Source organism: Dokdonella ginsengisoli, from assembly GCF_042652785.1.
In the GTDB taxonomy this organism is placed as follows: domain Bacteria; phylum Pseudomonadota; class Gammaproteobacteria; order Xanthomonadales; family Rhodanobacteraceae; genus Dokdonella_A; species Dokdonella_A ginsengisoli.
Map to the genome: position 1 here is coordinate 64,780 of NZ_JBHSHD010000016.1, position 13,145 is coordinate 77,924.

At 68.4% G+C, this 13,145-nt stretch carries 13 protein-coding genes; 9 read left to right on the forward strand and 4 right to left on the reverse strand.

Annotated features, from left to right (window positions below; genetic code table 11):
* Positions 1 to 38 precede the first annotated feature (38 nt).
* Together ACFO6Q_RS18170 and ACFO6Q_RS18175 are read right to left on the reverse strand one after the other, a co-directional pair.
* Entirely contained in the window at positions 39 to 1,382 is a 1,344-nt protein-coding gene (locus tag ACFO6Q_RS18170; protein WP_380022541.1) for a UDP-glucose dehydrogenase family protein, read from the reverse strand.
* A gap of 84 nt (positions 1,383 to 1,466) precedes the next feature.
* The gene (locus tag ACFO6Q_RS18175) at positions 1,467 to 2,291 is read right to left on the reverse strand and encodes an FKBP-type peptidyl-prolyl cis-trans isomerase (protein WP_380022542.1); all 825 of its coding nucleotides are present in this window, start codon (positions 2,289 to 2,291) and stop codon (positions 1,467 to 1,469) included.
* A 309-nt stretch (positions 2,292 to 2,600) separates the two neighbouring features.
* On the opposite strand from ACFO6Q_RS18175, the gene ACFO6Q_RS18180 reads away from it, so the two are divergent.
* Genes ACFO6Q_RS18180 through ACFO6Q_RS18200 form a run of 5 tightly spaced genes read left to right on the forward strand, consistent with a single transcriptional unit; the run spans position 2,601 to position 6,471 of the window.
* Complete coding sequence (locus ACFO6Q_RS18180) at positions 2,601 to 2,978, forward strand: hypothetical protein (RefSeq protein ID WP_380022543.1); 378 nt, start codon at positions 2,601 to 2,603, stop codon at positions 2,976 to 2,978.
* Positions 2,979 to 2,983: 5 nt separating this feature from the next.
* Positions 2,984 to 3,352 (forward strand): GntR family transcriptional regulator, encoded by a 369-nt coding sequence (locus ACFO6Q_RS18185; protein WP_380022544.1) that lies wholly within the window; start codon positions 2,984 to 2,986, stop codon positions 3,350 to 3,352.
* Positions 3,349 to 4,233, forward strand: a complete 885-nt coding sequence (locus ACFO6Q_RS18190) for an ABC transporter ATP-binding protein (protein ID WP_380022545.1) — start codon at positions 3,349 to 3,351, stop codon at positions 4,231 to 4,233. Before ACFO6Q_RS18185 ends, ACFO6Q_RS18190 begins: the two co-directional genes overlap by 4 nt.
* Entirely contained in the window at positions 4,230 to 5,207 is a 978-nt protein-coding gene (locus ACFO6Q_RS18195) for a hypothetical protein (RefSeq protein WP_380022546.1), read from the forward strand. The genes ACFO6Q_RS18190 and ACFO6Q_RS18195 overlap by 4 nt, the downstream gene beginning before the upstream one ends.
* 34 nt (positions 5,208 to 5,241) lie before the next feature.
* Positions 5,242 to 6,471, forward strand: coding sequence for a serine hydrolase domain-containing protein (locus tag ACFO6Q_RS18200; protein ID WP_380022547.1), 1,230 nt, complete (start codon positions 5,242 to 5,244; stop codon positions 6,469 to 6,471).
* Positions 6,472 to 6,477: 6 nt separating this feature from the next.
* Here the strand turns inward: ACFO6Q_RS18200 and ACFO6Q_RS18205 are convergent, their stop codons facing one another.
* Complete coding sequence (locus ACFO6Q_RS18205) at positions 6,478 to 7,572, reverse strand: hypothetical protein (protein ID WP_380022548.1); 1,095 nt, start codon at positions 7,570 to 7,572, stop codon at positions 6,478 to 6,480.
* A gap of 601 nt (positions 7,573 to 8,173) precedes the next feature.
* Positions 8,174 to 9,568, reverse strand: coding sequence for a class II fumarate hydratase (locus tag ACFO6Q_RS18210; protein WP_380022549.1), 1,395 nt, complete (start codon positions 9,566 to 9,568; stop codon positions 8,174 to 8,176).
* Positions 9,569 to 9,676: 108 nt separating this feature from the next.
* On the opposite strand from ACFO6Q_RS18210, the gene ACFO6Q_RS18215 reads away from it, so the two are divergent.
* Genes ACFO6Q_RS18215 through ACFO6Q_RS18230 form a run of 4 tightly spaced genes read left to right on the forward strand, consistent with a single transcriptional unit; the run spans position 9,677 to position 13,120 of the window.
* Positions 9,677 to 10,993: a hemolysin family protein gene (locus tag ACFO6Q_RS18215; protein WP_380022550.1), complete on the forward strand. Its 1,317-nt coding sequence runs from the start codon at positions 9,677 to 9,679 to the stop codon at positions 10,991 to 10,993.
* On the forward strand, positions 10,990 to 12,354 hold the full coding sequence (purB, locus tag ACFO6Q_RS18220; RefSeq protein ID WP_380022551.1) for an adenylosuccinate lyase: 1,365 nt from the start codon (positions 10,990 to 10,992) through the stop codon (positions 12,352 to 12,354). Before ACFO6Q_RS18215 ends, purB begins: the two co-directional genes overlap by 4 nt.
* Before the next feature lie 8 nt (positions 12,355 to 12,362).
* The gene (locus ACFO6Q_RS18225; protein ID WP_380022552.1) at positions 12,363 to 12,617 is read left to right on the forward strand and encodes a hypothetical protein; all 255 of its coding nucleotides are present in this window, start codon (positions 12,363 to 12,365) and stop codon (positions 12,615 to 12,617) included.
* A gap of 2 nt (positions 12,618 to 12,619) precedes the next feature.
* Positions 12,620 to 13,120, forward strand: coding sequence for a DUF3060 domain-containing protein (locus ACFO6Q_RS18230; protein WP_380022553.1), 501 nt, complete (start codon positions 12,620 to 12,622; stop codon positions 13,118 to 13,120).
* Positions 13,121 to 13,145 lie beyond the last annotated feature (25 nt).

Sequence of the window (13,145 nt, forward strand, 5' to 3'; positions counted from 1 at the left end):
CGCTTTTCGTTCAGCTCGCCGGCGCGAAGACGGCGGCCTTAGGCGGCCGGCGCCTTCACGCTGCGCCCCCGGCCGATGCCGTAGTAGGCCAGCCCGGCCTCCTCGACCGCCTTCGGCTCGAAGATGTTGCGGCCGTCGAACACGACCGGCTGCTTGAGCTGGCTGCGGATGCGCTCGAAGTCCGGGCTGCGGAACGCCTTCCACTCGGTCACGATCACCAGCGCGTCGGCCCCTTCGAGCGCGGCGTACTGGCCGCACAGGACCAGGTCGTCGCGTTCGCCGTACAGGCGCGCCGTCTCGGCGCCGGCTTCCGGGTCGTAGGCGCGGACCTTGGCGCCGGCCTGCCACAGCTGCTCGAGCAGGGTCCGGCTCGGCGCTTCGCGCATGTCGTCGGTGTTCGGCTTGAACGCCAGCCCCCACAGCGCGATCGTGCGGCCGGAGAGGTCGGCGCCGAAGTGCCGCTCGACGAGGGCGAACAGCTTGCGCTTCTGCGCCGCGTTGACCGCCTCGACCGCGGCGAGCAGGCGCGGCTCGTGGCCGTGCTGCCGAGCCGTGTACTCCAGCGCCTTGACGTCCTTCGGAAAGCACGAGCCGCCGTAGCCGGCGCCGGGATAGATGAAGTGGTAGCCGATGCGCGGATCGGAGCCGATGCCGCGGCGTACGAGCTCGACGTCGGCGCCGACCTGTTCGGCGATGTTCGCGATCTCGTTCATGAAGCTGATCTTGGTCGCCAGCATCGCGTTCGCGGCGTACTTGGTCAGCTCGGCCGAGCGCACGTCCATCAGCACGATGCGCTCGTGGTTGCGGTTGAACGGCGCGTACAGCGCCTTGAGCATCTCCACCGCGCGCGCGCTGTCGGCGCCGATGATGATGCGGTCCGGGCGCAGGCAGTCCTGCACCGCGTCGCCTTCCTTGAGGAATTCCGGATTGGAGACGACGTCGAACGTGACCTCGCTGCCGCGCGCGACCAGCTCGGCGGTGATCGTCGCGCGCACCGAATCGGCCGTACCGACCGGCACCGTCGACTTGTTGACGACGACGGCATAGCGGTTGAGCGTGCGGCCGACCGTGCGCGCCACCGCCAGCACGTGCGAAAGGTCGGCGCTGCCGTCCTCGTCGGGAGGCGTACCGACCGCGATGAAGATCAGCTGCGCATGCGCGACGGCCTCGGCGGCGTCGGTGGTGAACCTCAGATGCCCGCTGGCGCGGTTGGCGCGCACGAGCGGCTCCAGGCCGGGCTCGTAGATCGGGATCTCGCCGCGCTCGAGGCGGGCGATCTTTTCCGCATCGATGTCGACGCAGACCACATCGTTGCCCACCTCGGCGAGGCAGGTGCCGGTGACCAGGCCGACGTAGCCGGTTCCGAAGATCGTCACGCGCATGCCAATTCCCTACTTTTGGAAACCACACCAAAAACAAAGGCGCGCCGGTTCGCGGCGCGCCTTCGTGGACCGCATCGCAGCGGCTTACTTCTTGTCGCCAGCCTTCGCAGCCGGCTTGGCGGCGGGCTTGGCCGCGGCGGCCGGCTTGTCCGACGGCTTTTCGATGTCGAGCAGCTCGACTTCGAAGATCAGCGTCGCGTTCGGACCGATCTGGCCCGGCGCGTTCTCGCCGTAGGCCAGGTCCGACGGCACGAACAGCTTGTACTTCGAGCCGACCGGCATCAGCTGCAGACCTTCGCTCCAGCCCTTGATCACGCCGTTCAGCGGGAACGTGGCCGGCTGGCCGCGATCGTAGGAGCTGTCGAACTTCTCGCCGTTGATCTTGGTGCCGAGGTAGTTGACCTTGACCGTGTCGGTCGCCTTCGGCTTCGGACCGGTACCTTCCTTCTCGGCGATGTACTGCAGGCCCGAGGCGGTCGTCTTCACGCCGGCCTTGCCCTTGTTCGCGGCCAGGAAGTCCACGCCTTCCTTCTTGTTCTTGTCGGCGACGACCTTCTGCTCGGCTACGCGCTTGGCCTGCATCTGCTGCATGAAGGCCTGGCGCACCTGCAGCGCCTCCTCCTGGGTCAGCGAGGTCTTCTCGCCCTTCAGCGTGGCTTCCAGCGCCTGCTCGACGACCTTGATGTCGATGTCGTCCTTGATCTGCACCAGGCCGCGGCCGATGTCCATGCCGACCATCGTGCTGACCTTGTTCTTGTCGATCGCGACCGGCGGCGTGGCCGCGGCGGCGCCCGACTTGGCCGGTGCGATGGCCGGTGCCGTCTTGGCCGGCTCGGCGGCGATCGCGCTGCCGACGGCGAAACTGGCCACCAGCGCGGCCACAAGGGACTTCTGCACGAAACGCGTCATGTTCACTCCTGGAAGAATTCGAGGTGGGGCCGGTCTGCAACACCCGGCGGCAGAGCCATGCGGCTGCCGGCCGCCAATCGGGGCCGCGTATTGTGGACGCGGCACCGGACGTTGGCAAACGGCGCGCCGGGCATGGGACCGGTCGCTTGGAGAGCGCCGTCACCACAAGGTTCCCGTGCGATCGACGCAGGCTCGACGTCCGTTCAGCCGGCCATTCCGGGCGGCCCGAAGCGTCCTGTTGACAAGGCTATTTTTAGTGTTATAGTTAACTACAACACTACTTCATCAATCGCCTCACGGGAGGCAGCCATGCCGAATCGATCGATCCAACTCCTCGTCCTTGCCACCGCCCTGTTCGGCACGGCCGCGACCGTGATGGTCGTTTCCGGCCTGACCACCGGCGCCACGACCCAGCCCGATGCCCAGACCGCGCTCGAAGCTCCGGTCCTGCTGCCCACGGTGGTCGTGCGCCCGGAAGCGGAAATCCCGACCCTGGGTGAAATCACCGTCAGCCCGAGCCGCGCCGAGCGGATCGCCGCCGGCCTCGAGGTCGCCGACGACGAAGACGCGCTCGACGCCGTCGCCGAACGCGTGCGCGCCTCCTCGCGCGCGCTGCTGCCCGGCAGCGGCTTCGGCATGCCCTACTATTCCTTCGGCAAGCCTCTGCAACGCGTGAACAAGGAATGACGGGAATGAGCATCGCCTGGAACGACTCGACGCCGATCTATCGCCAGCTGCGCGACCGCGTGGTGGCGATGATTCTGGACGGCGTGCTCAAGCAGGGCGATCCGCTGCCGTCGGTGCGCCAGGTCGCCGGCGATTTCCAGATCAATCCGATCACGGTGTCGAAGGCCTATCAGGAACTGGTGGACGAGAACCTGGTGGAGAAACGAAGGGGGCTGGGCATGTACGTGACCGATGGCGCGCGGGAAGCGCTGCTGAAATCCGAGCGCGAGCGCTTCCTGCGCGAGGAGTGGCCGGCGCTGCACGCGCGCCTGGTGCGCCTCGGCCTGGATCTCGGACAGCTCATGGAGCAGGCCAGGCAGGAGGAGTCGAAATGAACGCGCCGAACGGCATTCCCGGCAATGCGCCGGTGGTCAGGGCACGCGGCATGACCAAGCGCTTCGGCGCGACCAAGGCGCTCGACGGCGTGGACTTCGACGTCGAGGCCGGCCGCATCGTCGGGCTGATCGGCCCGAACGGCGCCGGCAAGACCACCGCGCTGAAGGCGATCCTCGGCCTCACCGATTTCGACGGCGAACTGTCCGTGCTGGGCTTCGATCCACGTCGCCAGCGCACCCAGCTGATGGAGCAGGTGTGCTTCATCGCCGACGTCGCCGTGCTGCCGCGCTGGCTGCGCGTGCGCGAGGCGGTCGAGTTCGTCGGCGGCGTGCATCCGCGCTTCTCGCGCGAGAAATGCCAGGCCTTCCTCGCACACACCAAGATCGAACCCGGCATGCGCGTGCGCGAGCTGTCCAAGGGCATGATCGTGCAGCTGCATCTGGCGCTGGTCATGGCGATCGACGCCCGCCTGCTGGTGCTCGACGAGCCGACGCTGGGGCTCGACATCCTCTATCGCAAGTCGTTCTACGAGAGCCTGCTCGGCGACTACTTCGACGAGAACAAGACGATCATCGTGACCACGCACCAGGTCGAGGAGATCGAGCACATCCTGACCGACCTGGTCTTCATCCGCGACGGCCGCATCGCGCTCGCCGCGACGATGGAGGAAGTCGGCGAGCGCTACGCCGAGGTCATGGTCAATCCGGACAGGACCGAAGCCGCCCGGGCACTGAAACCGATCAACGAGCGGCAGATCTTCGGCAAATCCATTTTCCTGTTCGACGGAGTCGAGCGTTCGCGCCTGGCCGAACTCGGCGAGCTGCACAAGCCGAGCGTCGCCGACCTGTTCGTCGCGACCATGAAAGGAACCTACGCATGAACCACCTGCCGCTGCTGATCAAGCGCGAATACTGGGAACACCGCGGCGGTTTCCTGTGGACGCCGGTCTGGATCGTGACCGCGGTCCTGGTCATCACCGCGATGGGCATCATCAGCGCCGAAGTGTTCGCCACCAAGGCTCAGGTGCACATCGGCTTCTCGCTCGACGAACTGCGCGGAAGCATCAGCGCCAACGACCTCGCGCAGGCCGGCAACGGCCTGGACCTGGCACAGCTGTCGATCGCCGGCATCGCCAGCATCGGCCTGTTCTTCGTCACGTTCTTCTATCTGCTCGGCGCGCTCTACGACGACCGCCGCGACCGCAGCGTGCTGTTCTGGAAATCGCTGCCGGTATCGGACGCGGCGACCGTCGCCTCCAAGGCGCTGGCGGCGCTGCTGCTGATGCCGGTGATCATGCTCGCGGTGGCGACTCTCGCCTACCTCGTGTTCCTGGTGCTGGTATGCGGCTGGGCGGCGCTGCACGGGGTGAATCCGCTGCCGGCGGTGATGGCCTCGCATCCGCTCGGCCTGTTCCTGCGCCTGGCCGCCACCCTGCCGGTGCAGGCGCTGTGGGCGCTGCCGGCGGTCGGCTGGCTGCTGTTCTGGTCCGCCTTCGCGCGCAGCAAGCCGTTCCTGTGGGCCGTACTGATACCGGCGGTCGCGGTCGCGGCGAATCGCTGGCTGCGCATGATCAGCGGCGTGGACCTGTTCGGCGACCTCAACGTCGGCGCGATCCTCGGTCGCCTGCTCTTCAGCATCTTTCCCGGCAGCTGGCTCGGTGCGGACGGCGTGTTCGTCGGCGCCACGCGCATCTCGCTGAGCATCAACGACGACCACGTCGTCGGCAGCTTCGATCCCAGCCGCATCTACGGCCTGCTGGCGACCTCGAACCTGTGGATCGGCGTGATCGGCGGCCTCGTCCTGCTCGCCGGCGCGGTCTGGCTGCGCGGACGCCGCATCGAAACCAGCGTCTGATTTCCGCGACCTCCGGTCGCAACGGGAGACCACCATGCTCCGCCACGTGCTCGCCGCGAGCCTGCTCGCGCTGTCCGGCTGCGCCTCGCTTTCCTCCCCTTCTTCGTCGCCGCGTCTGCGCGGCGAGGCGCTGGACCGCGAGGTCGAGCGCCTGATGATCGCCGGCCACGTACCGGGCCTGGCCCTGGCCGTGATCGAGAACGGGCGCATCGTGCACCTGCGTGCCTACGGCAAGCGCGATCTCGAACGCGACCTGCCGCTGACCGTCGACACGACGATGTACGCCGCGTCGATCACCAAGGCGCTGTTCGCCTACGCGGTGATGACCCTGGTTGACGAAGGGCGCCTGGATCTCGACCGCAGCATCGCGCAGTACCTGCCCAAGCCGCTGCCGCAGTACCCGAAATACGCCGACCTGGCCGGCGACGAGCGCTGGCGCGCAATCACGCCGCGCATGCTGCTCGGCCACACGGCCGGCTTTGCGAACTTCCGCTTCTTCACGCGGGACGGAAGCTACGATCCGAACGGCAAGCTCAAGATCGAATTCGAGCCCGGCAGCCGCTACGCCTACTCCGGGGAAGGCATCAACCTGATGCAGTTCGTGATCGACAACGGCCTGCAGATCGACACCGGCGAGCTGATCCAGTCCCGCGTGTTCGACCGCTTCGGCATGCGCGGCAGCGGCCTAGTCTGGCGCGAGGCCTTCGCGGCGAATCTCGCCATCGGCTATGACGAGGCCGGCAAGCCGCTCGGCCACAAGCAGCGCGGCAGCGTGCGCGCCGCCGGATCGATGGACACGACGCTGGAAGACTACGCCGGCTTTCTCGCCGCCCTCGCCCGCTGCGAAGGCCTGAGCGCCAAGAGCTGCGGCGAGATGAAGCGCGCGCAGATCGCGATCCATTCCGTGCAGCAGTTCCCGACGCTGTCGGAAGACACCACCACCGACAACGACTCGATCCACCTCGCCGGCGGCCTGGGCGTGGTCGCCTACGACTCGCCGCAAGGCCGCGCCTGGTTCAAGGGCGGCCACGACGACGGCACCCGCAACCTCGCCTTCTGCCTCGACGACAAGCGCGATTGCGTGCTGATCCTGAGCAACAGCTCCAACGGCGACGGCCTGTTCAAGTACCTCGCCGACACGACGCTGGGGCCGACCTGCCTGCCGTGGTTCTGGGTCGGCTACGTGCCCTACGACCATCCGCAATGGCGCCAGGCGCAGGCGCGCCGGCAGTCGCATCCGCCGTGCGCGCCGCTGCCGCGGTAATCCTGGTCAGCGCGCTACGCTGCCGCGAATGCGGTACTTGCCCGGACCATCCGCCTGCACGCTGGACTGGCGCAGGTCGAAGGAACCGTCGAGCCAGTAGCGCAGCAGATCCTTGCCGTCGCGGCGGACGACCACCGCCGCGGTGGTGCCGGTGTAGATCACGTCGCCCTCGCGCAGCTCCGCGGCGGTCAGCCGCTCGGTGATGCGGCGGCCGTCGTTGAACGCCTTCTCCAGCGCGGTACGCACCGGTGCGCCGTCGTCCGGCACGCCGGCGACCAGTTCCGCCTTCGACGTATCGAACTCCCGACGCAGCGCTGCCTCTCCGCGGATCGCCGACATCACCTGGTAGCGGTTGGCTGCCGACGGCTTGAGCTCGGTACGACGCAGGTCCAGATCGCCGTCGAGCCAGTACAGCACGGCCTTCAGGCCTTCGCGCCGCACGACGCCGCGCACCGGCTCGTCGACGTAGATCACATCGCCCGACTGCAGCGAGGAAACCGCCAGCGAACCCTCCGCGGGGCGGCCCTCGATGAGCGACTGGCGCATGCGGTCGCGGATCGCCTCGGCGTCGACGACGGGCTTCGGCGGCGCCGCGGCGGCAACCCGCTTCGGCGCCGACGGCGCGGCGGCGGGCTGCGGCTGGGACGGCCGGACGTCGGCCGGCTTGCGCACCGGCGTCGCGGCGACTGCCGGCGGCGGCACCTGCTCGGCCGGCCTGGCCGCGGCTACCGGCTTCGGCTCGGGCGCCTTCGCCGGAACCGCCGCTGCGACGGGGGCCGGGCGTGCGGGCGCCTTTTCGGGTTCGGGCTTGGCCGGCTTGGGCGGCTCGGGCTTGTCTTCGACGCGGGCGAGCACGCTTTCGTAGAAACCTTCGCGAAGCACCACGTCACCCTTGCCGAGCTTGGCGGCGATCGACTTGTGCCATTCCTTCGGCGCCGTGACGACGACGCGCTTTCCCTGCGCGGCGGCCTGCCGCACGAGTTCGGCGAGGCGCGCGTCGCCCTTGCCGCTGGAGAAGTCGGCGCCGCTGATGTCGATGCTCTGCTGGGCGGACGCGCTGGCGGCGAACAGCGCCGCCGCGAGGATCAGCTTCCTGGACATTTTGAAACTCCTGCAATTGTGGATTCTGCGCCATGGTCGGGCGCGACGGCGCGAGTCTGTGCGGGGGCGCGGGTCGCGGCATGTGCCGTTCGGCACGAGGGGGGCGGAAGCGCGCGGGTCACGCGGTATCGCTGAACTTCGCACGCCGAAGCGATCTCATCCCGCCGTCATTCGAAGCGATGTTCGGCCTTCTTCGTGAAGCGCCAACGCGAGCAGCCATCCCTGGCGCGCTCCCCAGTCGGCTCCTGCCTCCTCCTCGCAGCGCCGGAGGGCGCCGCTCGACCTCGGCGTTCGTCGCTGCAGACGCCGCCCGACGGCGTCGTCTGAACGCAGCGGCGCTCGCTGCGCGAGCGGACGCTGTTGCTAGGCTCGGCCTTCCTGGCCTCGCCAAGCAACCCGGCCTCGAGCTCCTGCCCTCGGCGTTCGTCGCTGCAGACGCCGCCCGACGGCGGCGTCTGAACGCAGCGGCGCTCGCTGCGCGAGCGGACGCTGTTGCTAGGCTCGGCCTTCCTGACCTCGCCAAGCAACCCGGCCTCGGGCTCCTGCTCTCGGCGTTCGTCGCTGCAGACGACGCCCGACGGCGTCGTCTGAACGCAGCGACTCACCCCCCGGCTGAGCCGCCGTGGATGCCGCCCTTGGTCAGCGCGGCGGGATCGAGCAGGGCCTGCAGCTGCTTGCGCGGCAGGCCGGTTTCCTCGATCGCCACATCGAGGATCGCGCGGCCTTCCTTGTAGGCCTTCTTCGCGATCGCGGCGCCCTTGTCGTAGCCGATCACCGAGTTCAGCGCGGTGACTAGGATCGGGTTCTTGTCGAGTGCTTCCTTGATCTTGTCCTGGCGCACCTTGAAGCCGGCGATCGCCTTGTCGGCGAGGGCGATGGAGACGTTGGCGAGAATCTCGATCGACTGCAGCAGGTTGTAGGCGATGACCGGCAGTTGCACGTTGAGCTGGAACAGGCCGCTCTGCCCGCCGATCGTGATCGTCAGGTCGTTGCCGATGACCTGCGCCGCGACCATCGCGACCGCCTCCGGAATCACCGGATTGACCTTGCCCGGCATGATCGAGGAACCGGGCTGCAACGCCGGCAGTTCGATCTCGCCGAGGCCGGCGAGCGGGCCGGAATTCATCAGGCGCAGGTCGTTGGCGATCTTGGTCAGCGCCACGGCGAGCGTCTTCAGCTGGCCGGACAGCTCCACCGCGGCGTCCTGCGCGCCGATGCCCTCGAAGTAGTTGTCGGCCGACTCGAACTTCACGCCGGTCATGCGGCCGAGTTCGCGCGCGACCGCCGGGCCGAGTTTCGGATCGGCGTTGATGCCGGTGCCGACGGCGGTGCCGCCCAGCGGCAGCTTGCGCGTGCGCTTGAGCGCGTCGTTGATGCGCTCGATCGATGAACGGATCTGCGCCGACCACGCACCGACTTCCTGGCCGAAGGTGATCGGCATCGCGTCCATCAGGTGCGTGCGGCCAGTCTTGGCGATCTTGTTCAGCTCGCGCGCGCGGCGGTCGAGCGTCTTCTTCAGGTGCACCAGCGCCGGCAGCAGCTTCTCGCTGGCGGTCAGGGTCGCGCTGACCTGGATCGCCGTCGGGATGACGTCGTTGGACGACTGTCCGTTGTTGACGTCGTCGTTCGGGTGCACCTTGGTGCCGGCCGCCGCGGCGACGTGCGCGATGACCTCGTTCGCGTTCATGTTCGACGACGTGCCGGAGCCCGTCTGGAACACGTCGATCGGGAAGTGCGCGTCGAACTCGCCCGCGGCGACGCGCTCGGCGGCCTTGCGGATCGCCTTCGCGGCGCCCTTCTTCAGATGGCCGAGGTCCGCGTTCGCCTGCGCCGCCGCCGACTTGATCAGGCCCAGGGCGCGGATGAACTCGCGCGGCATCGTCAGTCCGGAGATCGGGAAATTGTCGACCGCACGCTGGGTCTGCGCGCCGTACAGTGCCTTCGCCGGCACCTTCAGCTCGCCCATGCTGTCGCGCTCGATGCGGTAGTCGCTCATGCTTCACCTGTGGGGAATAGGAACGCCGATTATAGCGGCGGTCCCCGCGCCGCCGGAGCCGGCCCGCGCAGATGCTAGAATGGCCGGCCGTTCCTCGTGCATCCCTCGATGCTGCAGAACCTGCTCTACGTCTTTGCGGCCCTGCTGCTGGTGCTGCTCAACGGATTCTTCGTCGCCGCCGAATTCGCGCTGGTCAAGCTGCGCCAGACGCAGGCCGCGACGATCGCCGACGCCCACGGCTGGCGCGGCCGCATCCTGCTCAGCGTCCACGAGCATCTGGACGCCTATCTGTCCGCCTGCCAGCTCGGCATCACGCTGTCCTCGCTCGGCCTGGGCTGGATCGGTGAACCGGCGTTCGCGCACCTGCTCGAGCCGCTGTTCGTCCAGTTCGGCGTCGGTCCCGACACGACCAAGATCGCCGCGCTGGTGATCGCCTTCACGCTGATTTCCTACCTGCACATCGTGCTCGGCGAGCTGGCGCCCAAGTCGCTCGCGATCCGCCGCCCGGAAGCGACCTCGCTGTGGACCGCGGCGCCGCTGTACGCGTTCTACTGGCTGATGTATCCGGCGATCTGGCTGCTCAACGCCAGCGCGAACTGGATGCTGCGCCAGGGCGGCATCGAGCCGGTCGCGCACGACGAGGCGCACCACTATTCACGCGACGAGCTGAAGCTGATCGTCGATGCCCAGCGCGAGACCCGCTCGGGCGAGGAATACTCGATGATGAAGCACGCGCTCGACCTGCCGGAACTGGTCGTCGGCGACGTGCTGCGCACGCGCGACCAGCTGGCCAGCCTGCGCGAAGGCATGGACCGCGACGCCGTGCTGGCCGAATTCGGGCGCACGCGCTACAGCCGCTACCCGTGGTTCGACGCCGCCGGCGAACACGTGCTCGGCGTCCTGCACATGAAGGACCTGCTGCATGCGATGGCCGAGCGCGGCTCCGTCGACGACATGAAGCCGCTGCTGCGGCCGCCGATCCTGCTGCCGCTGCACACGCCGGTGCTCGACGTGCTCAAGCGCTTCCGCGCCGGCGACACCCATCTCGCCCTCGGCGTGGAGGAATCGGGCCGCGTGGCCGGCTTCTTCACGCTGGAGGACATCCTCGAGGTGCTGGTCGGCGACATCGAGGACGAGCACGCACGCGCCAGCGTCGTGTCGCGCAGCGGGCCGGAAGGCGAGCTGACGATCTCCGGCGGCACGCCGATCTACCGGCTGGAGCGCCTGCTCGACCGCGACATCGATGCGCCGGCCGACGTCAATTCCGTCGGCGGACTGATCATCCACCGGCTCGAGCGCCTGCCGGTCGAAGGCGAGACGCTTTCCTTCGACGGCTTCGACCTGACCGTGCGCACCATGCAGGGCGCACGCGCCAAGACCATCGTCGTGCATCCGCACGCCCCATCTTCCGAGGAACCCCGATGAGCTCCGCCCTGCTCGCGCTGTCGCCGCTCGACGGCCGCTACGCCGCCAAGACCGAAGCGCTGCGGCCGATCTTCAGCGAGTTCGGCCTGATGCACCGCCGCGTGCAGGTCGAGCTGCACTGGCTGCTCGCGCTGGCCGACGAACCGCTGGTGCCCGAAGTGCCGCCGCTGTCCGCCGCCGCGCGCGCCACGCTGCTCGCGATCGGCGAGCGCTTCGGCGAGGAGGACGGCGAGCGCATCAAGGCGATCGAGCGCACCACCAACCACGACGTCAAGGCAGTCGAATACTTCATCAAGGAAAAGATCGCCGGCGACGCCGAACTCGCGGCGGTGAAGGAATTCATCCACTTCGCCTGCACCAGCGAGGACATCAACAATCTGGCCTACGCGCTGATGCTGCGCGACGTGCGCGACGGCGTGCTGCTGCCGGCGCTGGACGCGGTGACCGCCAAGCTGCGCGCGATGGCGCACCAGCACGCGGCGCTGCCGATGCTGTCGCGCACGCACGGCCAGACCGCCTCGCCGACCACGCTCGGCAAGGAGCTGGCGAACGTCGTCGCGCGGCTGGAGCGCCAGCGCCGCCAGATCGCCGCGGTCGAGATCGGCGGCAAGATCAACGGCGCGGTCGGCAACTACAACGCGCACGTCGTCAGCTACCCGGCGGTCGACTGGCCGGCGTTCTCGCGGCGTTTCGTCGAAAGCCTCCATCTGGCCTGGAATCCGTACACGACGCAGATCGAGCCGCACGACGGCGTCGCCGAAATCGGCGACGCGGTGCGCCGCGCGAACACGATCCTGATCGACCTCGCGCGCGACGTCTGGGGCTATATCTCGCTCGGCTACTTCCGCCAGACCCTGAAGGCCGGCGAAGTCGGTTCCTCGACCATGCCGCACAAGGTCAACCCGATCGACTTCGAGAACGCCGAAGGCAATTTCGGCCTCGCCAATGCGCTGTTCGAGCACTTCAGCGCCAAGCTGCCGATCAGCCGCTGGCAGCGCGACCTGACCGACTCGACCGTGCTGCGCGCGCTCGGCACCGCCTTCGGCCACACGCAGATCGCACTCGATTCGCTGCTGCGCGGCCTGAACAAGCTCAACGCCGCGCCGGACCGGCTCGCCGCCGACCTCGACGCGAGCTGGGAAGTGCTCGCCGAAGCGGTGCAGACCGTCATGCGCCGCCATGGCCTGCCCGAACCGTACGAGCAGCTCAAGGCCCTCACCCGCGGCCAGGGCATCACGCAGGCTTCGCTGAGCGCCTTCGTCGCCGGGCTCGACCTTCCGGCCGACGCGAAGCAGCGCCTGCTCGCGCTGACGCCGGCCGGCTACACGGGCCTGGCCGAAGCGCTCGCACGCGCCGTGTGAGGCGGCCGATGCTTCGGCTTCGCGCGCTGCCTGCTTTCGCCTTCGCCGGCACCGTCCACGCGAAATCGCCCTCGTCCACGCCGCTACCGGCGTGCAGGCCCGGCGCGGACTGGAACGAACCCGCGCCGCCGCGGCGGATCTACGCGAACGTCTGGTACGTCGGCACCTGCGGCCTGACTTCGCTGCTGCTGACCGGCGACGACGGGCACGTCCTGCTCGACGGCGCGATCGCACAGACCTCTTCCACCGATCAAGGGAACTGACCATGCCACGACACATTCTGAACGCTGCCGTCCTGTCCGCCACCGCATTCCTGTGCGCCGGTGCGAATCGTGCCGTCGCGGACGAGGCGCCGTCGCTGTTCGTCAACACACACAGCGGCACCGTCGACTGCGAAGGACACGACGTCAACGTGACTTCCTCCAACGCGAAGCTGAGCTTCACCGGCCGCTGCAAGGGCATCTATTTCGTCGGCACGGACACCACCGCGACGATCGAATCGGCCGAACTCGTCCAGTCGTCGGGCAACGGCATGCACGTGACGGTGAAGGGCAAGGTCGCCGACGCCTACCTCATCGGCAGCCGCGGCGAGTTCGCCTTCGACGAACTCGGCACCCTGCATCTGAACGGCGACGAGCTGCGCGTCGGCGCGAAGACGATCGGCACGATGGCCGTCGTCGGCAGCCGCAACACCGTGCACTGGTCGTCCGGCAAGCCGCGCATCGACGACATGGGCAGCGGCAACGTGCTGCAACCCAAGCCCTGATCCATCCTCTCCGACGCGATCCTGC

Coding starts and splice junctions, on each gene's coding strand:
- ACFO6Q_RS18210 (WP_380022549.1), bottom strand. CDS start 9,568: ATGAGCGACTACCGCATCGAGCGCGACAGCATGGGCGAGCTGAAGGTG.
- ACFO6Q_RS18190 (WP_380022545.1), top strand. CDS start 3,349: ATGAACGCGCCGAACGGCATTCCCGGCAATGCGCCGGTGGTCAGGGCA.
- ACFO6Q_RS18185 (WP_380022544.1), top strand. CDS start 2,984: ATGAGCATCGCCTGGAACGACTCGACGCCGATCTATCGCCAGCTGCGC.
- ACFO6Q_RS18215 (WP_380022550.1), top strand. CDS start 9,677: ATGCTGCAGAACCTGCTCTACGTCTTTGCGGCCCTGCTGCTGGTGCTG.
- ACFO6Q_RS18200 (WP_380022547.1), top strand. CDS start 5,242: ATGCTCCGCCACGTGCTCGCCGCGAGCCTGCTCGCGCTGTCCGGCTGC.
- purB (WP_380022551.1), top strand. CDS start 10,990: ATGAGCTCCGCCCTGCTCGCGCTGTCGCCGCTCGACGGCCGCTACGCC.
- ACFO6Q_RS18180 (WP_380022543.1), top strand. CDS start 2,601: ATGCCGAATCGATCGATCCAACTCCTCGTCCTTGCCACCGCCCTGTTC.
- ACFO6Q_RS18195 (WP_380022546.1), top strand. CDS start 4,230: ATGAACCACCTGCCGCTGCTGATCAAGCGCGAATACTGGGAACACCGC.
- ACFO6Q_RS18170 (WP_380022541.1), bottom strand. CDS start 1,382: ATGCGCGTGACGATCTTCGGAACCGGCTACGTCGGCCTGGTCACCGGC.
- ACFO6Q_RS18205 (WP_380022548.1), bottom strand. CDS start 7,572: ATGTCCAGGAAGCTGATCCTCGCGGCGGCGCTGTTCGCCGCCAGCGCG.
- ACFO6Q_RS18230 (WP_380022553.1), top strand. CDS start 12,620: ATGCCACGACACATTCTGAACGCTGCCGTCCTGTCCGCCACCGCATTC.
- ACFO6Q_RS18225 (WP_380022552.1), top strand. CDS start 12,363: ATGCTTCGGCTTCGCGCGCTGCCTGCTTTCGCCTTCGCCGGCACCGTC.
- ACFO6Q_RS18175 (WP_380022542.1), bottom strand. CDS start 2,291: ATGACGCGTTTCGTGCAGAAGTCCCTTGTGGCCGCGCTGGTGGCCAGT.